The 23154-nt window shown below is 73.4% G+C and carries 18 protein-coding genes; 14 read left to right on the top strand and 4 right to left on the bottom strand.

Going from position 1 to position 23154, the window contains the following annotated elements; all coding sequences use genetic code 11:
- Positions 1–37 precede the first annotated feature (37 nt).
- A complete protein-coding gene (gene nhaA / locus FGE12_RS00900) occupies positions 38–1372 on the bottom strand; it encodes a Na+/H+ antiporter NhaA (protein ID WP_153864310.1) in 1335 nt (444 codons plus the stop codon).
- 135 nt (positions 1373–1507) lie between these two features.
- On the opposite strand from nhaA, the gene mutS reads away from it, so the two are divergent.
- Both mutS and FGE12_RS00890 read left to right on the top strand, forming a co-directional pair.
- Entirely contained in the window at positions 1508–4252 is a 2745-nt protein-coding gene (gene mutS / locus FGE12_RS00895; RefSeq protein WP_153864309.1) for a DNA mismatch repair protein MutS, read from the top strand.
- A gap of 106 nt (positions 4253–4358) precedes the next feature.
- The gene (locus FGE12_RS00890; protein WP_194797441.1) at positions 4359–6092 is read left to right on the top strand and encodes an N-acetylmuramoyl-L-alanine amidase; all 1734 of its coding nucleotides are present in this window, start codon (positions 4359–4361) and stop codon (positions 6090–6092) included.
- 39 nt (positions 6093–6131) lie between these two features.
- Here the strand turns inward: FGE12_RS00890 and FGE12_RS00885 are convergent, their stop codons facing one another.
- Complete coding sequence (locus FGE12_RS00885) at positions 6132–6890, bottom strand: TVP38/TMEM64 family protein (protein WP_370458839.1); 759 nt, start codon at positions 6888–6890, stop codon at positions 6132–6134.
- Positions 6891–7178: 288 nt separating this feature from the next.
- Here FGE12_RS00885 and FGE12_RS00880 point away from each other — a divergent pair, with 288 nt between their 5' ends.
- The 6 genes from FGE12_RS00880 to xerD all read left to right on the top strand — a co-directional run bounded on the left by FGE12_RS00880 (position 7179) and on the right by xerD (position 12132).
- Positions 7179–7604 (top strand): general stress protein, encoded by a 426-nt coding sequence (locus FGE12_RS00880; protein WP_153864307.1) that lies wholly within the window; start codon positions 7179–7181, stop codon positions 7602–7604.
- A gap of 40 nt (positions 7605–7644) precedes the next feature.
- A complete protein-coding gene (locus tag FGE12_RS00875) occupies positions 7645–7983 on the top strand; it encodes a hypothetical protein (protein WP_194797440.1) in 339 nt (112 codons plus the stop codon).
- 82 nt (positions 7984–8065) lie between these two features.
- Positions 8066–9280 (top strand): sodium:proton exchanger, encoded by a 1215-nt coding sequence (locus FGE12_RS00870; RefSeq protein WP_194797439.1) that lies wholly within the window; start codon positions 8066–8068, stop codon positions 9278–9280.
- Complete coding sequence (locus FGE12_RS00865; RefSeq protein ID WP_194797438.1) at positions 9277–10575, top strand: cation:proton antiporter; 1299 nt, start codon at positions 9277–9279, stop codon at positions 10573–10575. Before FGE12_RS00870 ends, FGE12_RS00865 begins: the two co-directional genes overlap by 4 nt.
- Before the next feature lie 10 nt (positions 10576–10585).
- Entirely contained in the window at positions 10586–11194 is a 609-nt protein-coding gene (locus FGE12_RS00860; RefSeq protein WP_153864306.1) for an L-threonylcarbamoyladenylate synthase, read from the top strand.
- 47 nt (positions 11195–11241) lie between these two features.
- Positions 11242–12132, top strand: coding sequence for a site-specific tyrosine recombinase XerD (gene xerD / locus FGE12_RS00855; protein ID WP_153864305.1), 891 nt, complete (start codon positions 11242–11244; stop codon positions 12130–12132).
- 49 nt (positions 12133–12181) lie between these two features.
- On the opposite strand, the gene FGE12_RS00850 is transcribed toward xerD, so the two are convergent.
- Positions 12182–13345 carry a DUF4388 domain-containing protein gene (locus FGE12_RS00850; protein WP_153864304.1) on the bottom strand — a complete coding sequence of 388 codons (1164 nt, stop codon included), beginning with the start codon at positions 13343–13345 and terminating at the stop codon, positions 12182–12184.
- A gap of 120 nt (positions 13346–13465) precedes the next feature.
- Here FGE12_RS00850 and trpS point away from each other — a divergent pair, with 120 nt between their 5' ends.
- The 6 genes from trpS to FGE12_RS00820 all read left to right on the top strand — a co-directional run bounded on the left by trpS (position 13466) and on the right by FGE12_RS00820 (position 22392).
- Entirely contained in the window at positions 13466–14476 is a 1011-nt protein-coding gene (gene trpS, locus FGE12_RS00845) for a tryptophan--tRNA ligase (RefSeq protein ID WP_153864303.1), read from the top strand.
- A 170-nt stretch (positions 14477–14646) separates the two neighbouring features.
- Positions 14647–15510, top strand: a complete 864-nt coding sequence (locus FGE12_RS00840; RefSeq protein ID WP_194797437.1) for a segregation/condensation protein A — start codon at positions 14647–14649, stop codon at positions 15508–15510.
- A complete protein-coding gene (gene scpB, locus FGE12_RS00835; protein WP_194797436.1) occupies positions 15497–16441 on the top strand; it encodes an SMC-Scp complex subunit ScpB in 945 nt (314 codons plus the stop codon). The genes FGE12_RS00840 and scpB overlap by 14 nt, the downstream gene beginning before the upstream one ends.
- Before the next feature lie 54 nt (positions 16442–16495).
- On the top strand, positions 16496–18553 hold the full coding sequence (locus tag FGE12_RS00830; protein WP_153864301.1) for a pseudouridine synthase: 2058 nt from the start codon (positions 16496–16498) through the stop codon (positions 18551–18553).
- Between the two features lie 81 nt (positions 18554–18634).
- Entirely contained in the window at positions 18635–20755 is a 2121-nt protein-coding gene (locus tag FGE12_RS00825) for a HEAT repeat domain-containing protein (RefSeq protein ID WP_153864300.1), read from the top strand.
- Complete coding sequence (locus tag FGE12_RS00820; RefSeq protein ID WP_153864299.1) at positions 20755–22392, top strand: cyclic nucleotide-binding domain-containing protein; 1638 nt, start codon at positions 20755–20757, stop codon at positions 22390–22392. Before FGE12_RS00825 ends, FGE12_RS00820 begins: the two co-directional genes overlap by 1 nt.
- On the opposite strand, the gene FGE12_RS00815 is transcribed toward FGE12_RS00820, so the two are convergent.
- Entirely contained in the window at positions 22393–23100 is a 708-nt protein-coding gene (locus FGE12_RS00815; RefSeq protein ID WP_153864298.1) for a general secretion pathway protein GspE, read from the bottom strand.
- Between the last annotated feature and the right edge of the window lie 54 nt (positions 23101–23154).

Raw genomic sequence — 23154 nt, 5'->3', positions numbered from 1 at the left:
GGGGGGCAGGGGCAAAGGGCCTGCAGGCGCGCGGGCCTCAGGAGTGGGCGCGTCCCGGGCCGACCAGGCGCAGCACCGCGTAGCCCACCAGCGCCGAGAGCAGGGAGCCGAGCAGGATGCCCAGCTTCGCCTCCCGCAGCAGCGCGGGCTCGCCCCCGAAGGCGAGCCCGGCGACGAACAGCGCCACCGTGAAGCCGATGCCCGCCACGATTGCGACCCCGTGGATCTGCACCTGGCGCGAGCCGCTGGGGGCAGGGGAGATGCGCAGCTTCACCGCGCCCCAGGTGAAGAGCGCGATGCCCAGCTGCTTGCCCACGAAGAGCCCGGCGATGACCCCGAGCGTGAGCGGAGAGAACAGCTCCGCGAGCCCCATGCCCGCGAGCGAGATGCCCGAGTTGGCGAGCGCGAAGAGGGGGACGATGCCGAAGGCTACGTAGCCGTGCCACAGGTGCAGGAAGCGGTTGAGCGGCGGCTCCACGTCCTCGAGCCGCTCCTCGATGTAGAGGATCTGCTCGTTGCGCACGTCCTCGTCCTGCGACTCGTGGAGGCACTGGTCGAGGTAGCGGCGCAGGTCGCCGAGCACGTCGCGCCCGGTGCGCGTGGGCAGCGTGGGCACCATCATCCCCAGCACCACGCCCGCGATGGTGGCGTGAACGCCGCCGTGGTGCATGCAGTACCAGAGCGCCGCGCCCAGCAGCGCGTAGACCATGCCGTTGCGCACGTAGAGGCGGTTGGCCGCGAAGAGCAGCGCCACCACACCCAGCGCGCCCAGGAGCCAGGCCGCGTGCAGCCCGGTGCCGTAGAAGAGCGCGATCACCAGGATGCCGCCGATGTCGTCGAAGATGGCGAGCGCCGTGAGGAACACCACCAGCGGGTGGCCCACGCGCCCCTTGAGCAGCGCGAGGCACCCGATGCTGAACGCGATGTCCGTGGCCATGGGGATGGCCCAGCCGCGCGCCGCCGGCGTGCCCGCGTTGAAGAGCAGGTAGATGGCGGCGGGAAAGAGCATCCCGCCCAGCGCGGCGATGAGCGGCAGCAGCGCCCGGCTCAGCGTGCGCAGCTCGCCCACCACGAGCTCGCGCTTGATCTCCAGCCCCACCAGGAAGAAGAACAGCGTCATCAGCCCGTCGTTGACGAGCTCGCGGAAGGTGAAGCCCACCGCGTGGCCGTACACCCCCAGCGAGAGCGGCGCGTCGAAGAGCAGCCCGTAGCTCCCGGCCCAGGGCGAGTTCGCCCAGAGCATCGCCACCAGCGCACAGGCGGCGAGCAGGATGCCGCTCGCCGCCTCGAGCTGGAAGAAGGCCTTGAGCGGCACGATCACCGCCCGGAACAGGGGAGGCAGCGGCGTGGGCGTGCGGGTGGGGAGCGCCATCCCCCGAAAGTGCACGCGGGGTGGCGGTGTGCCAAGCGAAACCGGACGGGGCGTGTCGGAGGGGGACGGTAATTTCGCCCGGGGGCACGGCGGGCGCGTTGATCCGGGCGCGGCGCGCGTGCGAGAAGGGCGGGGATGGGCGTGACGCAGGCGAAGGCAGCAGAGGCAGCGGAAGCGGGCGGGCCCGAGGCGCTGGAGGTGGGCGCGGAGGGCGCGAATGCCCTCGCAGTGCCGCGCGACGTGGCGGCGCTCACCCCGATGATGCGCCAGTACCTGGAGCTCAAGGCGCTGCACCCGGACGCGGTGCTCTTCTTCCGGCTCGGGGACTTCTACGAGATGTTCTTCGAGGACGCCGTGCGCGCCTCGGAGCTGCTGCAGATCACCCTCACCGCGCGCGCCAAGGGCGACAACAAGGTGCCCATGTGCGGGGTGCCCTACCACTCGGCGCGCCGCTACATCGCCCGGCTCATCGAGCACGGCCTGCGCGTGGCCATCTGCGAGCAGGTGGAGGAGCCGGGCAGCGGGCCGGGCATCGTGCGCCGCGAGGTGACGCGCGTCATCACCCCCGGCATGGTGCTGGACGAGGAGGTGCTGGAGCCCGGCGCCCCCAACTTCCTCGCCGCCCTGCACTGGACGGCGAGCGGCTTCGGCGCGGCCCTGCTCGAGGCCTCGACCGGCGAGTTCCTCACCACCGAGGCCGCCAGCGCCCTGGAGCTCGCGGAGGTGCTCGCCCGCTACGAACCGCGCGAGCTGCTGGTGCCCGAGGGCTGCCGCGCCGCGCCCGAGCTCGCCCAGGTGCTCGGGCGGCTGCCGCGCGCTCCGGCCGTGGCCGAGCAGGAGCCCGCCGCCTTCGAGCCCGCGCGCGCCGCCGCCTACCTGCGCGCCCACTTCGCCGTCGCCTCGCTCGAGGCCTTCGGGCTGGAGGGCAGCGCGCTCGCGCGCGGCGCCGCGGGGGCCGCGCTGCGCTACCTCAAGGAGACCCAGCGCACCGCCGCCTCCCACGTGGACCGGCTCAGCCGCCTCGAGCGCGCGGACTGCCTCCTCATGGACGAGGCCTCGCGCGCGAACCTCGAGGTGCTGCGCACGCTGCGCGACGGCGCGCGCAAGGGCTCGCTGCTGGGCGTGCTGGATCGCACCTGCACCAGCCTCGGCGCGCGCCGCGTCGCGCGCTGGCTCTCCGCACCCCTGTGCGCCCTGCCCGAGGTGCACGCGCGCCTGGACGCCGTCGAGGAGCTCTCCGGCAAGAGCGTGTGGCGCGAGGAGCTCGCGAACCTCCTGAAGGAGGTGGGAGACCTCGAGCGGCTGTGCGGCCGGCTCTCGCTGGGCGCGGGCAACGCGCGGGACCTGCGCGCGCTGGGGCTCGGCCTCGCGCAGCTGCCGCGGCTCGCAGCGGCGCTCGCGCGCTGCCAGGCACCGCTCCTGCGCTCGCTGTGCGGCCCGCTCGGCGCGCTGCCCGAGCTGGGGGAGCTGCTCGCGCGCGCCGTGGCCGACGAGCCACCCGTCACCCTGAAGGAGGGCGGGCTCATCCGCGCCGGCTTCCACGCGGAGCTGGACCGGCTGGTGGCGCTCTCCACCTCGGGCAAGGACCTGCTGCTGCAGATCGAGCAGCGCGAGCGCGAGCGCACCGGCATCTCCTCGCTCAAGGTCCGCTACAACAAGGTCTTCGGCTACTACCTCGAGGTCACCCGCAGCAACCTGGACCGGGTGCCCGCGGACTACATCCGCAAGCAGACCACGGTGGGCGCCGAGCGCTTCGTCACCCCCGAGCTCAAGGAGTACGAGGAGCAGGTGCTCACGGCGGAGGAGCGCCGCTGCGCGCTCGAGCTGCAGCTCTTCGAGGAGCTGCGGGCCCAGGTCATCTCCGCCGCGCCGCGCCTGCGCTCGGCCGCGGAGGCCGTGGCCACCTGTGACGCGCTCCTCTCCTTCGCGCGCTGCGCCGCCGAGTACGGCTACAGCCGCCCGGAGGTGGACGACTCGGAGGTGATCGAGATCGTCGGGGGGCGCCACCCGGTGGTGGAGCGCATGCTCGGGCCGGGCGAGGCCTTCGTGCCCAACGATCTGCACCTGGACCGCACCGAGGCGCAGCTCGTGGTCATCACCGGCCCCAACATGGCCGGCAAGAGCACGGTGATGCGGCAGGTGGCGCTCACCGCCCTGATGGCCCAGGCCGGCTGCTTCGTGCCGGCGCGCCGGGCGCGCATCGGGCTGTGCGACCGGATCTTCACCCGCGTCGGGGCCGCAGACAACCTCGCGCGCGGCCAGTCCACCTTCATGGTGGAGATGACCGAGACCAGCCACATCCTGCACCACGCCACCCGCAGGAGCCTCGTCATCCTGGACGAGATCGGCCGCGGCACCTCCACCTTCGACGGCCTGTCCATCGCCTGGGCCGTGGCCGAGCACCTGCACGACCGGCTCGGCGCGCGCACGCTCTTCGCCACGCACTACCACGAGCTGGTGGACCTCGCGCGCGAGAAGCCCCGGGTGAAGAACCTGTGCGTGGCGGTGAAGGAGCAGGGCGGCAAGGTGCTGTTCCTGCGCAAGCTGGTGCCCGGCGGCGCAAACCGCTCCTATGGCATCGAGGTGGCGCGGCTCGCGGGCCTTCCGCCCGAGGTGGTGGGGCGTGCGCGGGACATCCTGCAGAACCTCGAGTCGGGAGAGCTGGACGAGGCAGGCCACCCGCGCCTCACCCGGCGCACCCGCCCGGCGGCCCCGACTGCGCAGCTGGGGCTCTTCGTCGCCGAGGCCCCGCCGGCCCTCTCGCCCGCAGCGCAGCGGGCGCTGGAGGCCCTCAAGAGCGTCGCGGTGGATCAGACCACGCCGCTGGAGGCGCTGAACCTGCTCGCGCGGCTGCAGAAGGAGCTGAACGGGAAGGCCTGAGCGAACACTCCACGCCCACGCACCCACACCGCACGCGGGCTGAAAATTTGCCGGGTCCGGGGGTGCGTGCCACACCTCTGTAGTCCCCGAACCCGGAGGCTCCCTGGTGTCGACGCGCCTCGTGCTGCTGCTCATCCCCCTGCTGTGCGCCTCGGCGGCCGCGGCCAAGCGCGAGACGGCGGACCATGCCTACGAAGGGGCGCGCCGCGCGTACTACACGCTGAAGGCGGACCCCGCGCGCCGCAAGCTGCGCCACCACTGGCTCAACGTGGCCGAGAAGTTCAGCCAGGTGGCCAAGGACTACCCGAAGAGCGACCGCGCCCCCGAGGCGCTGTTCACCGCCGGAGAGCTGCTCAACGAGCTGAGCCGCATCTCGCTCGTGGACGACGATCTGCAGGGCGCCATCCACGCCTACGAGCGGCTGGTGCAGGCGCACCCGCGCCACCGGCTCGCGGACGACGCCGCGCTCGCGCTCGCGCGCATCCAGCTGGATCGCCTGGAGCGCCCCGAGGCCGCCCGCAAGCTCGCCACCGACGCGCTCGCCCAGGCCCCGCGCGGAGACCAGGCCCACGCCCTGCGCGCGCTCCTCGCCTCGCTCCCTGCCGCCCCGGCGCCCACCCACCGCGAGCGCGCGGTGGCCGAGGCGAAGCCCGCGCCCCACGCCCCCGCGGAGGCCAAGGTGGCCTCGAAGGCGAAGGTGTCGAGCGCGGCCAAGGTGATCGAGGTCAAGCTCTCCGAGTCCAAGCCGTCCGCTCCGAAGGCTTCCGAGACGCAGGTCGCGGAGGCGCGCGCTGCGGACACGAAGAGCGCTGACGCGAAGGCCATTGATGCGAAGCCCGCCGACGCGAAGCCCGCCGAGGCCGTTCCGGAGCTCGAGGTGGCCAACGTGAGCGACGCCCGCGCGGGCACCGGCGTCATCGAAGCGATCAGCCGGCTCGCGCGCGACCCCGTGCTCGCGCCGCCCAGCGCCTCGCGCGCCCCCGCGGAGGCGCCGGCGCCGCGCGCCCAGCCCGTGGTGCTGCAGGCCAAGCCCGCGGCGCAGGCCCCCGCGCCGCTCGCGGCGGTGGACGGCGCCACGGCGCGCGCGCGCCTCAAGGCGGTGGCGCGCAACTCGCGCGAGGCGGAGCTCACCCTGGCCGAGCAGCTCGGCCTCAAGGTGCGCCGGGTCGTCATCGACGCCGGGCACGGCGGCCACGACACGGGCGCCATCGGCAAGGGTGGCACGCGCGAGAAGGACGTCTCGCTCGCGGTGGCGCAGCGGCTCGCGGCGGTGCTCACCGAGCGCGGCCTCGAGGTCATCCTCACCCGCGACGGCGACCGCTTCGTGCGGCTCGAGGATCGCGCGCGCTTCGCCAACGAGGCGAAGGGCGACCTGTTCATCTCCGTGCACTGCAACTCGGCGGTGAACCGCAAGCTGCGCGGGGTGGAGACCTACACGCTCAACACCTCGGCGGACCGCTACTCCATCCGGCTCGCCGCGCGCGAGAACGCCTCGAGCGAGAAGAGCATCTCGGACCTCCAGTTCATCCTCGCGGACCTCGCCACCAAGGCGAACACCGAGGAGTCCACCCGCCTGGCCACCCAGGTGCAGAAGAGCCTGGTGGGGCAGCTCGCGCAGCGGCACGCGGGCATCAAGGACCTGGGGCACAAGGAGGCGCTGTTCTACGTGCTGCTGGGCGTGAAGATGCCCGCCATCCTGGTGGAGACCTCGTTCCTCTCGCACCCCGAGGAGGAGAAGCTGCTCGCCTCGCCGGCGTACCAGCAGGAGGTGGCGCTCGCGATCGCGCGCGGCGTCGAGGGCTTCCTCAACAATCGCAACGAGCTGGCGAAGGTGGACTGAGGCCCGCGGCCGCCCCGGAGCTGTGCGGCCTGCGGCGGCCTACGTCGCGGGCGGCGCAGCGCAGGGGGCGAGCGGTGCAGGCTCCTCGGCGCCGTGGTCCGCCGCCGCGCCTTCCGGGGGAGCGGGCTCGGGCGGAGCGCCCTCCTGCAGCTCCCGGTACACCTGGCGGCCGAACACCACGCCGAACACCAGCGAGAGCACCATGCCGGCGCCCGAGACCACGGTCATCACCGTGCGGCCCTGGGCGAGCCCGCTGCCGAACTGGGCGGTGAGGAAGGTGCCCGGCAGGGTGCCGAGCATCACCCCGGCCACGGTGGGCAGGAAGCGGGCCCCCGAGCAGGCGGCCGCGACCAGCATCACGTCGGTGGGCAGCAGCGGGTTGATGCAGGTGAGCAGCGCGAACTTGAAGTCGTGGCGCTTGGCCACCCGCTTCAGGTTGCCGTAGCTCGGCCCCGCGACCCGCTTCATCAGCCGCGTGCCGAAGCGCTTGGAGACCAGGAAGAGCAGGGCGGCGGAGAGGAAGCTGCCGACCAGCGAGTAGACGCTCGCCATGAGCGAGCCGAACACCATGCCGCCCACCGCGGTGAAGATCTGCCCCGGCAGCAGCAGCAGGGGACGCACGGCGAGGAAGGCCACGAAGGCGAGCGGCGCCCAGCGGCCGAGCGGGGCGATCAGCTCGTGCAGGTCGCGCTGGCTCATGATGTCCGGACCGAGCAGGCGCAGCGCCACCAGGCCGCCGATCGACGCGAAGACGGGGGTGAGCACCTTGATCCAGAACTTCGCGCCGCGACCCTTCACGCAACCTCCCTTTTGTACCCGAGGGAAGGTGGGCGCCCGGGACCCCCAGCGCAACGCAACCCCGCCTCTACCCCGTTAAGCGGCAGGCAGGCAGCCGAGCGCTGGAACGCTTGTCGTGGACAAGTAGCGCTCTAACCCCGCGTGCCGCCTTGCCTTTTGGGCGGAAGGGGTCAGCTGCGGACGTCTGGCGGTGTAAGGGGCTTGCTTGCATTGGGGCGCTCCGGATCCATCTTTCACCCAAGGCGCACGAACAACGAGGGGGAGGGTGCGAACGTGAAGGGAGACGACATGTCGGACAAGGACAACAAGGGCAGCATGACCGTTGCCGAGGCGGGTCGTAAGGGCGGGGAGACCGTTCGCAACGAGCGTGGCCGCGAGTTCTACGAGACGATCGGCCGCAAGGGCGGCGCCACCGTGAAGGCCGAGCGCGGCCGCTCCTTCTACGAGGAGATCGGGCGCAAGGGCGGCGAGACGGTCAAGGCCGAGCGTGGCGCCAAGTTCTACGAGGAGATCGGCAAGAAGGGCGGCGACCGCGTGAAGGCGACGCGTGGCCCCAACTTCTACGAGGAGATCGGCCGCAAGGGCGGGCAGAAGGTCAAGAAGCTGATCGAAGAGGGCAAGCGCGCGGCGCGCGCGGCCATGACCAAGGATGAGAATGCCGCTCCGGTCGACGCGAGCGGGGCGTCCAGCCCGGCACCGGATCGCACCGAGTAGCGTGGCGGAAGGCGCGCGGACCCGCTAAGACGGCGGGTCCGTGTACCTCTTCCTCACCTTCCTGGAGCAAGCCGAGCAGCCGGAGCGGGCGATCCGCCGGCTGCGCGAGTTCGGCATCCCCGAGCCGCTGGTGGTGCGCGCGCGCAGCGCCGCCGCCGCGCTCTCCGCCGAGGTGCCCGTGTTCGCCGGCCTGCGCAGCCTGGCGCTGGGCGCGGACGAGGATCGCCTCATCCTGGTCAGCCTGCTGCCGGACTTCCCCCGCGAGGAGGTCGAGCGGCTGGTGAGCCGCGTGCAGCTGGAGATGGACGCGGACGAGCCGCCCATGGGGCGCATCGTGGCGCTGCCCGTGATGGGCGCGCCCTTGCACGGGCGCAGCTGAAAGCCGGCCCGCTCCCGGGCACCCGACAGGGGCAAGACTGCGGGGGTGACGCGCTGAGCCGAGCGGTGTAAGCACCCGGCCCGTGCAAGCGCTGCTCGTCTTTCTCGCCGTCGCGGCGCTCTCCATGCTCGCCTCGAGCCGCACGGTGCTCGATCCCGCGCGCTTCCCCGCGCTCGCGCAGCTCGCGGCGAGCGGCCTGCTCTTCCTGGTCTTCGGCGCCCTGCTGGGCCCGGGCCTCGCCGGCGTCCTCACCCGCCAGGATCTCGAGGCCCTGCGGCCCGTGGTCGCGCTGGGGCTGGGGCTCGCCGGCGTGATCGTGGGGCTGAACCTGGACCCGCGCCTGCTGCGGCTGCTGCCCTTGCCGGTGGTGGGCGCGGGGGCGGCCCACGCGGCCATTGCCTTCCTGTTCGTGGCGGCCCCCTTCTCGCTGCCCCTGATCCTCAGCTCCTCGCTCCCGCCCACGGGCGCCGCGGGCGCCGCGGCGCTGCTGGGGGCGGCGGCCAGCCTCTCCTCGGGGCACTTCGCCGTGTTCGGCTACCGCAGCGGACGGCTCTCGCGGCTGCGGGGGCTGTCCATCGCGCTGCTCACCACCCTGGATGACGTGGTGGGCCTCGGCGTCCTCGCGCTCGCGCTCGCGCTGGGCGCGGCCCGCACGGCAGGCGAGGGGCTCACCCTCGTCGCGGTCGCGCTGGTGACGGGGCTCGCCTGCGGCGCGCTGCTCGCCTACCTCACGCGGCGCACCCGGGATCCGGCGGAGCTCGCGGCCACGCTGCTGGGCGGGGTGGCGCTGGTGTCCGGCGCGGCCGCGTACCTGCGCATCTCGGCGCTGCTCGCGGGGGTGGCCTGCGGCGCCACGCTCACCCTGATGAGCGCCCGCACGGTGGGGCAGGTGGCGCGTGCGCTGGGGCGCTTCGAGCGGCCCGCCTACCTCATCCTGGTGTTCCTCGCCGGCAGCTTCCTGGACCTGCGCGACACGGTGGCCTGGCTGCTGGTGCCGGTGTTCCTCGGCCTGCGCTTCCTCGGCAAGCTGGTGGGAGGCGCGGCGGCGGCGCGGCTCGCCGGGCCCCGCCTCTCGCTCCCCCCGAAGCTCGGCTACGCGCTGATCGCGCAGGGGGGGCTCGCGGTGTGCCTCGTGCTCGAGTACCTGCAGCTGGTGCCCGGGCGCAGCTCGCAGCACCTCTTCGACGTGGCGGTGCTGGGGGCGCTGGTGAACGAGCTGCTGGCGCAGCGGGCGTTCCGGGCGCTGCTCGGTGAAGCCGCGCATCCGGCATCCCCGCCCCCGCAGGAGGCCGCGTGAAGGGGGCGCTGCTGCGGCTCGGCTTCCTCATCGGGCTGCTCGCGATCATCGTGCGCGCGCAGGTGTGGCGCGCGGACAGCGGCACCCCGGTGACGCTCGCGGCCGGGGCGCTGCTGCTGTGCGGGCTCTTCGCGGGCAAGGTGGCCAAGGGGGTAGGGCTGCCGCGGCTCACCGGCTACCTGCTGATCGGCGTCGTGGTGGGGCCCTACGCCCTGGGCTTCATCCCCAAGGAGGGGGTGGCCGGGCTCGAGCTGGTGAAGGGGCTCGCGGTGAGCCTCATCGCGCTGGTGGCGGGCACCGAGATGCGGCTCGGGCTGCTGCGGCGCGTGGGCGTGCGCGTCTCCGTGCTCTGCGCCTCGGTGTGCGGGCTCACCTTCATCAGCACGGGCATCGCGCTCTTCCTGCTCAGGCCCCTGCTGCCCTTCCTCGCGGTGCTCACCCTGCCGCAGGCGCTCGCGGTGAGCGCGCTGACGGCCACCGTCGTGGTGTCCTTCTCGCCCACGGTCACCATCGCGATCGTCCAGGAGACGCAGGCGCGCGGCACCTTCACCGAGTTCCTGATGGCGCTGGTCATCATCGGAGACCTCTTCGTGATGGTGGCCTTCGCGGTGGCGGCGGGCCTCGCGCGGGCGAGCTTCGGCGCGGGCTTCGACGTGGTGGGCCTGCTGGGCGGGGTGGGGTGGGAGCTGTTCGGCTCCGTGGGGCTGGGGGCGCTGCTCGCGCTGGTGCTGCTGCTCTACATGCGCCGGGTGAAGGCGGAGCTGCCGCTGTTCATCGTGGGGCTGGGCTTCGCGTCCGCGGAGGCCGGCGCGCACCTGCACCTGTCCCCGCTGCTCGTGGCGCTCTCGGCCGGCGCGCTCATCGCGAACCTCGACGAGCGCTCGGGTGAGCGACTGCACCAGGCCATCCAGCGCGCGAGCCTCCCGGTGTTCGCGCTCTTCTTCGCGGCGGCCGGGGCGGGCCTGCACCTGAACACCCTGCGCGAGGTGGGGCCGGCAGCGCTGCTGCTCGTGGGCGTGCGCGCGCTCACCATCTTCGTGAGCTGCCGCCGCTTCGCGCCGCGGGAGGACCCGCGGCTGCGCAGCTACCTGTGGCTGGGGCTCATCTCGCAGGCGGGCGTCACCTTCGGCCTGGCCTCGCTCATCGCGCGCACCTTCCCGGAGTTCGGCGCCGCGGTGGAGGTGCTCATCGTGGCCATGGTGACGGCGCACGAGCTGGTGGGCCCGGTGCTCACCCGCCGCGCGCTGCAGCGCAGCGGGGAAATCCGCGGGGACGCCGCGGGAGAAACGGTGTAGGAGCCCGCGAATGCCCGCGCCCATCCTCGAGGTCGATCCCGTCCACCCGCAGCCGCGCCACGTGGAGCGCGCCGTGGAGCTGCTGGGCAAGGGCGGCGTGATCGCCTACCCCACGGACACCTACTACGGGCTGGGGTGTGATCTCCTCTCGAAGAAGGCGATCGAGAAGCTCTACGTGCTCAAGGAGCGCAACCGCAAGAAGCCGCTCTCCTTCCTCGTGCCGGATCTCTCGGACGTGGCGAAGTACGCGCTGGTGTCGAACTTCGCGTACCGCACCATGAAGAGCCTCACCCCCGGGCCCTTCACGTTCATCCTCCCGGCCACCCGCCAGGTGCCGGAGATGATGATGACGAAGCAGAAGCAGGTGGGCATCCGGGTGCCGGACGCGCCGCTCGCACGCGCGCTCGCCGCGGGGCTGGGACACCCGCTGGTGACGACCTCGGCCACGAACCGCGAGGGCGAGCCGCTCATCGATCCGAAGGAGATCAAGGAGCTGCTGGGCCACGGCCTGGATCTGATCCTCGACGGCGGCGTCACCGTGGCCGAGCCCTCCACGGTGCTCTCGCTCATCGGCGACGAGCTCGAGGTGCTGCGCGAGGGCAAGGGCAAGCTCGAGTAGGGCGGAAGCTTGCCCGCGGGCCGGGCTCCGCTACCCTGTGCGGCGTCATGGAAGGCCATCTCGATGCGTTCGTCGCCTTCATCCGCTCCGAGCGGGGGCTCTCCGGCAAGACGGTGGACGCCTACGCGGCGGACCTGACCGCGTACTTCGCCGATCTGCGCAAGGGCGGCGTCTCGGAGCTCACCCGGGTGAAGGGCGAGGACGTCTCCGCGCACCTCGCGGCACTCGGGCGCCGGGGGCTGAGCAAGCGCAGCCAGGCGCGCCACCTCGCGGCCGTGCGCCAGCTGCATCGCTTCCTCGTGGCCGAGCGGCTCGCCGAGCGGGACCCCACCGAGGACCTGGACACCCCGCGCTCCCCGCGCAAGCTCCCCGTGTTCCTCACGCTGGACGAGGTGGAGGCACTGCTCGCCGCGCCGGACGCGCGCACCGCGGCGGGCGCGCGCGACCTGGCGATGCTCGAGCTGCTCTACGCCACGGGCCTTCGCGTGAGCGAGCTGGTGGGGCTCTCCATCAACGACGTGCAGCTGGGCGCGGGCTACCTCGTGGCCAAGGGCAAGGGATCCAAGGAGCGCATCGTGCCGGTGGGCAGCGTGGCGGTGGAGCGCGTGCAGGCCTACCTCGCGGGCCCGCGGGCTGCGCTGCTGGGCAAGCGCGCGGCGAGGGCGCTCTTCGTCACCCCGCGCGGCGCGGGCCTCACCCGGCAGGGCTTCTGGAAGCTGCTCAAGCGCTATGCGCTCAAGGCGGGCATTCAGAAGCAGATCTCCCCGCACAAGCTGCGCCACTCCTTCGCCACGCACCTGGTGGAGCGCGGCGCGGACCTGCGCGCCGTGCAGGCCATGCTCGGCCACGCGGACCTCGCCACCACGCAGATCTACACGCATGTGAACGGCGCGCGGCTGCGCTCGGTCTACGACAAGCACCACCCGCGCAGCGGCTGAGCTGCGGTTCGCCCGCTGCAGCGCTCCCACGCGGCGGGGAGCGCCCGGCTCAGCGCAGGGCCGGAATCCCGTACGGATCCGTGCGCCGGCGCGCCTGTGGCCCCGCGCCCTCCGGCGCGAGCCGCACGAGGCCCGCCGCCATCAGCCGCCTCAGGGCGCGCGAGGCCGCGAGCTCGCCCATCGCCGCGCTGCGCAGCGTCTGCGTGACGGAGCGGCCGCCGCGCAGCTTCGCGAAGAGGTAGAGGTCGTCCGCGGTGAGCTGCGCCGGCGCCGAGCGGGGCAGGGGCTCGAAGTGCAGCCGCCCTTCCAGCGCTCGCAGCTCCTCGGCGAGCGAGGCCGCGAGCCGCGCCTCCGCCTCCCGGTAGAGCGCCTGGGCCTCGGGCACCGGGGCGCGCTCCAGCGCCTGGGCGGCGAGCGCCACGGCGCTCTCGAAGCGCCCGGCGGCGAGGTGCCGGCGCGCGAGCGCGAGCAGCTCGGCGAGCGCCGCGGCCTCGCCCACGCGGCTTCCTGCATCCGTGCGCGGGGTGAGCGCGCCGCGGCGGTAGAGCTGCACCAGCCGCCGCGCGCAGAAGAGGGGTCCCTCGGCCGGGGCGGCGAGCAGCTCGTCCAGCGCGGCGCCCGCCTCGGCGAGCGCGAGCAGCCGCTCCTCCTCCTCACCCACGCCCTCCACCGCGAACTGGCGGTAGACGCGAAAGCGCGTGTCCGGGGCAGGGAAGAGCGCGCGGAAGACCCGCCACTCGCGCAGGCGCGCCACCGCGTCCCGGTGCAGCGAGCCCAGCGGGAGCCGCAGCTCCACGCCGCGCGCGAGCGCAGGCGCTCCGGGCGTGAACTCCAGCTCCCCGGACTGCCAGCCGTAGCTGTCGAAGAGGGCCTCGCGCGCCTTGTGCTCCAGCGCCTCCAGGAGCCGCGGCTGCTCCACGAAGCCGCGCTCGACGAGGAAGGCCCCGAAGGGCTGCCCCAGCGCCTCGGCGGCCTCGAAGGCGGCCGCCGCGCGCGCCGGCGCCAGCACGCCCAGGCGCACCAGCACCTGCGACAGGTGCTCCGTGGGGTCGCTCGAGCTCGACGCCACCAGCGCGCCCTCGCGGAAGTAGAAGCGCCGCACCGTGCCCCCGCGCTCCACGCGCAGGATGCCGTCCGTGAGCGTGCGCTCGAAGAGCGCGGGCACCAGCAGCTGCAGCCCGTAGCTCGCGAGGCTTCCCTTGAAGTGCTCCATGCAAGGCCGAAGGGTAGCCAACCCGGCGAGCGGTCTCAAGGAGCTGATCTTCCTACATATTTGCGCTCTTGCCGGAAGCGCCGTCGTGCGGGGTCCCTTTCGGTTAGGGTTGGCTGACCTATGCGGATCCTCTCCGGCGTCCAATCCTCGGGCCGACTGCACCTGGGCAACTACTACGGCGCCATCCGGCAGTTCGTGGAGCTGCAGCAGGAGGGCGAGGCCCTCTACTTCATCGCCAACCTCCACGCGCTCAACACCGTGCGCGACCCCCGGCTCGCCTCGGAGCTCACCCGCGAGACGGCGCTCGCCTTCCTCTCGCTCGGGGTGGACCCGAACAAGTCGCTGCTCTTCCGCCAGAGCGACGTGCCCGAGGTGACCGAGCTGTACTGGATCCTCGGCACCGTGGTGCCGCAGTCGCACCTGGAGCGCGCCCACAGCTACAAGGACAAGGTCGCGCGCGGCATCTCCCCGGACTTCGGGCTCTTCGCCTACCCGGTGCTGATGGCCGCGGACATCCTGCTCTACGGCTCGGACCTGGTGCCGGTGGGCAAGGACCAGGTGCAGCACATCGAGTTCGCGCGCGACTGGGCGACCAAGTTCAACGTCACCTACGTGCCCGGCTACGACCCGGCGGACCCCGAGGGGCGCAAGAGCAAGGCGCCCGGCATCCTCAAGCTGCCGGCCCCGCGCATCCAGGAGAACACCGCCATCATCCCCGGCGTGGACGGACAGAAAATGTCCAAGTCCTACGGCAACACCATCGAGATGTTCGGGGAGGAGAAGGAGGTCAAGAAGCGCATCATGGGCATCAAGACGGACTCCACCCCCGTGGAGGCGCCCAAGCCCACCCAGGACGCGCCCCTCTACCAGCTGCTGCAGGTGATGCTCCCGCCCTCCGAGTTCAAGGAGGTGGACGCCTCCTGGCGCGCGGGCGGCAAGGGCTACGGCGAGTACAAGAAGAAGCTGCTCGAGGCCTTCCACACCACCTTCGACGGGCCCCGCGCCCGCCGCGCCGAGCTGGTGGGAGACCCCGCCGAGCTCGAGCGCATCCTGCAGGCGGGCGCCGAGCGCGCGCGCGCCCTCGCGGCCCCCATCGTGGACCAGGTGCGCCGCGCAGTCGGCCTGCGCTGAAGCCTCGCGCTGACGGGCAGGCAGGCGCGGCAGGGGGCTGAACATTTGACCCCCCGGGGGGCCGCTGCTAGACACCCCCGCTTGGTGCGCGCAGGGGCCGGAAAATCGGGCCTTTGCGCGCACGTTCACCCCCAACCCGCTGCTTGCCGGGAGCCTGAGGACGTCACGGAGTGAGTGAAGGCCGTCGCGCTGCACCGCCCGACGAGGCGCTCAGCGAAGGAGACGCGCCGGCGTTGTCGCCGGCCGCCGCCTTCCGCGTTGCGCTGCCCAACTTCGAGGGGCCGCTCGATCTCCTGCTGCACCTCATCCGCGAGCACCGGGTCGACATCTTCGACATCCCGATCGCGCTGATCACCGAGAAGTACCTCGAGCAGCTCGAGCGGATGCGCGAGATCGATCTCGACATCGCGGGCGAGTTCCTGGTGATGGCCGCGACGCTCGGCCACATCAAGAGCCGCCTGCTCCTGCCGCGCCAGGAGGCCGCCCAGGCCGCGGAGAGCGTGGAGGCGCTCGAGGAGCAGCGCGACCCGCGCGCCGAGCTCGTGCGCCGCCTGCTCGACTACCAGAAGTACAAGGACGCGGCCGAGATGCTCGCGAAGCAGGACATCCTCGACCGCGACGTCTTCGCCCGGAAGGTCCCGGTCGAGGCCGTGCCCATCCCCGAGGAGGAGGTGGGCCTGCAGGAGTTCAGCGTCCTCAAGCTCATCGAGGCGCTCGACCGCGTCCTCGAGCGCCTGACGCCCAAGCTGCAGCACGAGGTCGTGCGCGAGACCTTCAGCATCAGCGAGGCCATCCTCAAGGTGGCGGAGAAGGTGCTCGCAGGTGGCAACCAGGCGAGCTTCGAGAGCCTCTTCGAGGACGTGCGCACCCGCCACCAGATCGTGGTGACCTTCCTGGCCATCCTCGAGATGTGCAAGCGCCGCCTGCTGCGCGTCTCCCAGGCCGAGGCGGGCCAGGACATCATCCTCACACCCAACGGCGACGCCCTGGAGCGCCTGGTGCCCACGGAGGTGGACGAGAGTGACTACCGGTAAGGATCCCGAGGGCGGCACCGGCGGCCCCAGCCCCTTCTCCGAGGAGGAGATCGCGGCCGTCACCGGCCCCGGCGGCGAGTCGGACCTGGACGACGTGGAGGCGGCCGCCATCGAGGAGGGCGGCCCCGACTTCGAGACCCCCTTCGAGAAGCTCGTCCAGAAGAGCCGCAAGCTCAGCGCGGAGCGCGTGCGCACCGTGGTGGAGAGCCTGCTCTTCGTCTCGGACAAGCCGCTCACGCTCGACCAGCTCTTCGAGAGCTCGGGCATCGACCGCGAGCTCATCACCAAGGCGCTGGATCAGCTCGGCGGCATCCACCGCGAGGGCATCAGCGGCATCGTGCTCTACGAGGTCGCGGGCGGCTGGCAGTTCCGCACCGATCCGCACTCCGCCGAGTACGTGCGCCGCTTCCTCCAGGTGAAGCCGCAGCGCCTCACGCGCGCCGCCGTGGAGACGCTCGCGATCATCGCCTACCGCCAGCCCGTCACCCGCCCCGAGGTGGAGGACATCCGCGGCGTGGACTGCGGCGCGGTCCTCAAGGCGCTCCTGGATCGCAAGCTGGTGAAGATCCTCGGCAAGAAGGAGGAGGTGGGCCGCCCCATCCTCTACGGCACCACCCGCGAGTTCCTCGAGTTCTTCGCGCTCAAGGACCTGAGCAGCCTGCCCACCCTGCGCGAGTTCCACGAGCTCACCCAGGAGCACCAGGACATTGTAGAGAAGGAGAGCGGACCCCGTCCTACTGCCGCGGGCACCGTGGAGACCCTTGCGGACCCGGAGTTCCAGGCCCGCATGGAGAAGAGCACCCAGGCGAGCGAGGCCGCCCTCGAGATCCTCGAGGAGGCGCTCGCCGCCGCAGAGAAGACCCAGAAGGCGAGTGCCTCCGCGCTCGCCGCCCAGACTCCGGCCGAACCGCCGGAACCCAAGCCCGAGTAGAAGGGCCGCAATGCCCCCGCGAGAGCGGGCGCCCAGAGAGAAGAGCGCAACATCATGGCCGAAAGACTGCAGAAGTACCTCGCCCGCGCGGGCGTCGCCTCCCGTCGTCACGCCGAGGAGCTGATCACCGCGGGCCGCGTGAAGGTGAACAACCAGACCATCACCGAGCTCGGCAGCCGTGTGGAGCCCGGCACCGACCTCGTCTCCGTGGACGGCAAGCTCGTGCAGCCGCCCGAGAAGTCCTCGTACTACCTGCTCTACAAGCCCACCGGCGTGGTCACCACGCTCTCGGACCCGCAGGGCCGGCCCACCGTCGCGGACTACATCGCGGATACGGACAAGCGCCTCTTCCCCGTCGGCCGCCTCGACTACGACGCCGAGGGCGCGCTGCTCTTCACGGACGACGGTGCGCTCGCGCACAAGCTCACCCACCCGAGCTTCCAGGTGCCGCGCACCTACCTCACCAAGGTGAAGGGCGTGCCGGATACGGCCACGCTCGAGAAGCTGCGCGGCGGCGTGCGGCTCGAGGACGGCATGGCCACGCCCGTCTCGGTCGACGTGCACGAGAAGGCGGAGGCCAACACCTGGCTGCGGATCGTGGTCGCCGAGGGGCGGCCCCACCTCATCAAGCGCCTGTGCGCCGCGGTCGGTCACCCCGTGCTTCGCCTCTACCGCCCCAACTACGCCGGCGTGAACGTGGAGGGGCTGCGCCCCGGGCAGCTGCGCACGCTCACCGGCCAGGAGATCCGCCTCCTCAACGAGGTGGCCGAGGGCCGCGCCGAGGCGCCCAACCCCAAGAGCTTCAAGCTGCCGCCGCGCCGCCATGGCCGCGCGGCGCCGGGCTTCGAGACCTTCGATGGGGATGACGGCGCCGAGGACGGTGACGAGGCCGCGCCGCCGCCTGCGCGCCGGCCCGCCGCGGGTGCACCCGCCAGGGGCCGCGCGGAGGGTGGCAGTCGTCCGGCCTTCAGCGCGGGGCGCCGCGGGCTCGAGAGCGAGGCGCCCGTGCGCAAGAGCACCGGCGAGCGCGCGGCCGAGGCGCTCGGCCGCGGCATGGAGGAGGAGGCCCGGCCGGCGCGCAAGAGCTTCGGCGGCGGCGAGCGGCCCGCGCGCAAGGGCTTTGGGGCAGGCGGCGATCGCCCCGCTCGCGGTGGGTTCGGCGGTGGCTCGGAGCGCCCGGCGCGCAAGAGCTTCGGGGGAGACGAGCGCCCGTCTCGCGGTGGCTTCGGCGGCGGCTCGGAGCGCCCTGCGCGCAAGAGCTTCGGTGGAGACGAGCGCCCGGCGCGCAAGAGCTTCGGGGGCGACGAGCGTCCGGCTCGCAAGAGCTTCGGGGGCAATGAGCGTCCATCGCGCGGCGGCTTCGGGGGCTCCGAGCGCAAGAGCTTCGGTGGCGGCTCCGAGCGTCCGGCGCGTGGTGGCTTCGGTGGCGGCGCGGAGCGCAAGAGCTTCGGTGGCTCCGAGCGTCCGTCTCGCGGCGGTGACGAGCGGCCCGGCCGTCGGGGCTTCGAGGGTGGCTCGGAGCGGCCCGCCCGCAAGAGCTTCGGCGGTGGCGACGAGCGGCCCGCCCGCAAGAGCTTCGGCGCTGGCGACGAGCGGCCTGCGCGCAAGAGCTTCGGCGGTGGCGACGAGCGGCCCACGCGCCGTGCCTTCGCGGGCGACGATCGGCCCGCGCGCGGCGGCGCTGAGCGGCCCACGCGCCGTGCCTTCGCGGGCGATGACCGGCCCGCGCGCGGCGGCGACGACCGTCCGGCGCGCAAGCCCTTCGGCGGCGGGGCAGGGCGCGGGGGCTTCGGTTCCGAGGACCGTCCTGCGCGCCGCAGCTTCGGCGGTGCCCCGGAGCGCGCGCCGCGCGGCGGCGGTGAGCGGGGCGAGCGTCCTGCGCGGGGCGGCTCCGGCGGGGGCGAGCGGCCTCAGCGCGGTGGCGCGGGCGGCAGCGAGCGCCCTGCGCGCAAGGGCTTCGGCGCGGCGGGCGGGCGGGCCGAGGGCGGAGATCGCCCGGGTTTCACCGACTGGCGCGAGCGCAAGTCCCAGGGCCCCGCGCGCTGGACGACGGACCGGCCGCGGCCGGGTGGCAACCGCCCCCGTCCCGGCGGCCCGCGCAAGCCCCGCTGAGGCGGGCGCGCGGCATGCGCTGAGCAGCGACGCATTGATATAACCCGGGGGCTGCGAGAAGCCCCCAACCACCGGTGACCGATGCGAACCCGCGCGTGCTCCACTCTCGTCCTGGCCCTGCTCCTCTGCGCCAGCTGCGGCCGGGGGCGGGACCAGCTCCTCGCGGACCTGCAGAGCCCGCGTCCCGAGACGCGCGCGCAGGCCGTGAAGGAGCTCGCGAAGCAGGGGCGCGCCGAGGATCTCGCGCTCTTCACGCAGGCCGCGAAGGACCTCACCCCGGTGGTGCGCAGCGAGGCCGCCGTGGCGCTGGGCAGCAGCCAGGACCCGCGCGTCGTGGACCTGCTCGGCGAGCTGCTCGAGGACCCCGACGAGGAGGTGCAGAGCCGCGCCGCCATGTCGCTCTCCGAGGTGAAGGGGGACAAGGCGAAGGCCTACCTCACGCTGCAGTACGCGCGGCGCGGCCCGCGCACGCGCCAGGCCATCGTCCAGGCGCTCCGCGCAGCCAGCGTGCCCAACCCCATGACCACGGCCGTCGCGGCCGAGTCGCACGCCATCTGGGATCGCAACCTGCTCACCCTGAACGAGGGCTCGCTCGCCGAGCGCGTGGGGGCTGCCGAGGAGCTGGGCAAGAGCGGCAAGCCCGAGGCCGTGGACCGCCTCCTCACGCTGGTGCGTGATCCGCAGGTGGTGCTCGCGGCTGCGGCGGTGCGGGGATTGGGCGAGGCCGACGATGCCCGCGCGGTGGGCCAGATCGCTGTCCTCCTGGACGAGAGCTTCCCGGAGCTGCGCACCGCCGCGAGCGCCGCGCTGCTCAAGCTGCAGGACCCCGTCGTCGTGCAGAAGCTGGCGGCCGTCGCGCTCGAGCGCAGCAGCGCGAGCGCCGGTGCGCTGGCGGCGATCGCCGGCCTGCCGCGCTCGCCCGAGTCCGACGCGGCCCTGTGCCGTATCGCCCTCGATGGAGCTCCCACAGATGCGCTGGATGCAGGGCGTGCGATGCGCGCGCGGGGCGGCTGCCCCATCGAGCCCGTGGTCGAGCGGCTCGGCAAGCCCGCCACCCAGGAGTCCGCGCTGCGCACCCTCGCAGGCCTCGGCCCCACGGCCGCCGCGGCGCTGCCGCGCGTGCTGCCGCTGATCTCCCAGACGGACACGGATCTGCGCGTGCGCGCCATCGAGGCCGCGGCAGCGCTCGGAGACGCGGCCGCCGCCGGCCCGGTGCTGCTCAAGGCCTACGCGGAAGAGGTCGCGGCGGTGCAGCCGCTGCAGGCGGACTGGGTCTCTTCGCCGCTCCCGCTTCGCTACGGCGCGGGCTTCGACCCCGCCGCGCCCGCGCCGAGCGCGCACCCGGAGGACTCGCACAGCGCGAAGCAGGCAGCGCTCTTCGACCGGCTCAAGACGCTCAACGCCGCGCGCGCCCGGGCCCGCGGCCAGGCACCCGCGAGCGAGCCCCTGCCGCCGACGGAGTTGGTGGACGACGTGCCGGAGAGCAAGCTGCGCGTGCTCTCGGCGCTGCTGCGCAGCCTCGGCGCGCTTCGCGTGGACGGGGCGCTCGCGGCCCTGAAGCCGCATGCGCAGGACCCGAGCCCCGCGCTGCGCACCGCCGCGCTCGTCGGCCTCGCGCGGCTGGGCGGGGAGGGCACTGGCATCGCCGCGAAGGCGCTGCTCGAGCCCGACCGCGAGGTCCAGAAGGAGCTGGCCCTGGCGCTGTCGGAGCAGGGAGAGGCGGGCCGCAAGGCGCTGGTCTCGGCGCTGCCGCAGCTGGGCCCCGAGAAGGTCATCGTGCTCGAGGCGCTCTACCGCACCAGCGTCCCGGCGGACGCAGCCCCCGCACTCGCGGAGGTCGTGAAGGCGGGCGGAACCGAGGCGGGCATCGCGGCCCTGCTGCTCGGGCGCCTCAAGGCCCGCGACGCCGTGCCCACCCTGGTGGCCGCGCTCGCGGACCCGACGGCGGCCGCGCGCCGCGAGCTGCTGACTGCGCTCGGGGAGATCGGCGAGCGCTCCGCGGCGGAGGCCGTCGCGCGAGACCTCTACAGCGACACGCCGGACGTGCGCGCCGCCGCGGCAGGAGCGCTGACCACCCTGGGCTCGGGGGCGCAGGTGGAGGCGCTCGACGCGCTCAAGAGCGACTACTACCGCGAGGTGCGCCTGGCTGCGGAGCGGGCGCTGGCGCGCATCAACTCCGGCGCCGCGGAGGCCACCCGCTGATGGACCTGCGCAAGGTGAAGGATCAGGCCGCGGACGCGTTCACCCGCGGGCGCTTCGGGAAGGCGGCGGAGCTCTGGGCCCAGTACTGCGCGGGCGACCCGCGCGACCACCAGGCGCGGCTGCGCCTGGGAGACTCCTGGCTCAAGGCAGGGGAGCGCGAGCGCGCGGTGGCGTCCTACCAGGCCGCCGCCGAGGGCTTCGCGCGCGACGGCTTCCTGCCCCGCGCCATCGCCGCGAGCAAGCTGGTGCTCGAGCAGGAGCCGGCCCACCAGGGCGTGCAGCGGATGCTCGCGGACCTGTACGCCGCGCGCGGGACGCCCGCCGATGCCGCCCGCGCCGCGCGTGCCGCGTCTCCGCCGCGCCCGGCCGTCGCGCCCGTGCAGGTCGCAGCGGCGCAGCCCGTGGCAGCAGCGCCCGTGCGCGAGCCGGCGCTCGCGGCGGAGGCCGGTCCCGTGGATCTCTCGGACCCGCTGCCCCCGGAGCTCGCCCTCCACCCGGCGGGCGCGCCCGAGGGGGAGCCGCCTGCCGGTGAGGCTCCTGCACCTTCCAGCGCCGTGCCTCCGGGGCTGCGCCCCCGGCGCAGCAACGCCCTCGCGGAGCCGTCGCCCGAGCTGGAGCCCGCGCCGCGCGAGGCCCTGGAGCCGCAGATGCCCGCGGGGGGCTTCACGGAGCTCGAGCTCGACTCGGACTCCATCCTCCAGGCGGTGGAGGGTGCGGCCCGGGCGGCCGCGGCCCCCGCAGCCGAGGAGGACGAGGAGACGGTGTTCAGCCTCACCGAGGAGATGGTGAGCGACACGCCCGTCCCCGGTGCGCTGCCGCACATCCCGCTCTTCTCGGACCTTCCCTCCGAGGCCTTCATCGCGCTCTTCGAGCGCTGCCCGCTGCGGCGCTTCGCCTCCGGCACCCGCGTGCTCGAGCAGGGCAGCGTGGGCAGCGCGTTCTACGTGGTGTGCGAGGGCCAGGTGCGCGTGCTGCGCGAAGCGGCGGGCGAGGTGCGCGAGCTCGCGCTGCTGCGCGAGGGTGCGTTCTTCGGCGAGATGGCCCTGCTCTCGGGCGCGCCGCGCGCAGCCTCGGTCGTCAGCGCCTCGGATGAGACGCAGCTGCTCGAGATCCCCGCGGCCGTGCTCTCCGAGCTGGCCGGCGCGCACCCGCAGGTGGCGCGCGCGCTCAAGAAGTTCTGCCGCGAGCGCCTGCTGTCCAACGTGATGGGCAGCGCGGCGCTGTTCCAGCTCTTCGATCGCAAGGACCGGCGCGTGCTCGTCGAGCGCTTCCGCGCCCGCGAGGTGCCGCGCGGCGAGGTGCTCGTGCGCGAGGGCGAGCGCAGCGACGGCCTCTACGTCGTGCTCTCGGGCGAGGTCGAGGTGCGCAAGCAGGACCAGGCCCTGGCGCGGCTGCGCGAGGGCGAGCTCTTCGGCGAGATGTCCCTGCTGCACAAGGCGCCGGCCACCGCGAGCGTGGTGGCCGCGCGCCGCACCTCGCTGCTCCGGCTGCCGCGCGAGGACTTCGACGCGCTCATCCTCAGCCACCCCCAGATCCTGGTGCACGTGGCCGAGCTCACCGACGATCGGCGCCGCCACACCGAGGCCCTGCTCGCAGGCGTGGTGGCCTCGGGTGAGGAAGGGCTGATGCTGGTGTAGCTACTTCGGGTTGCGCACGCGCGAGAGGTACTCCTCGCGCCGCACGACGCCGGTGTCCACCAGCAGCTCCATCAGTGCCCGCAGCGCGCGCACCTGGCCGGCCACGGCCTGCTCCAGCGCGCCCACGCGCTCGGTGAGCGCCTCGATGCGGCGCTGCTGCTCGGCATCCACGGCCGGGGCAGCCGGGGCGCCGGCGGGGGCGGGCGCCGCGCGCGGGGCGGCCATCCGCGGCGCCTGGGGCTCGAAGGTCATCTCCTGGCGGCCGTAGCTGTCGGGCGAGGCGGTCTTGGAGGCGACGGTGTTCTCGCCGTAGTAGTAGCGGCGGATGGCGCGGTCGATCCCCGAGGCGCTGCTCACCGACTGCTGGATGCGCATCCCGATCTGGAAGGAGAGCTCCTGCAGCGCTTCCATGTTCGTGGGATCCGAGCTCGCCACGTGGAGCAGCTTGTTCGCGGGGTTGCCCCCGAGCGGGAAGATGCCGTAGCGCTCGGCCACGTCGATGCGCAAGAGCTGCACCACGTCCGGCGGCAGGCGCAGGGAGTCCAGGTCCACCACCGGGATGTTGAGCTGACGCGAGAGCGCGTGGGCCATGGAGTCCTCGTCCACGAAGCCCATCTCCACGAGCGTGCGGCCCAGCTTGCCGCCCCACTTGCGCTGCTCGGAGAGCGCGGCCTTCAGCTGCAGCTCCGTGAGCAGCCCCGCATCCATCAGGATCTCACCCAGCCGGCGTTTACGAACTGGAGGGGGCGTGAGGCTCACGGA

The sequence above is a fragment of the Aggregicoccus sp. 17bor-14 genome (assembly GCF_009659535.1).
Classification (GTDB): Bacteria; Myxococcota; Myxococcia; order Myxococcales; family Myxococcaceae; genus Aggregicoccus.
The sequence above is the reverse complement of the archived record's forward strand: the minus strand, read 5'-3'. Positions and strand labels throughout refer to the sequence as shown.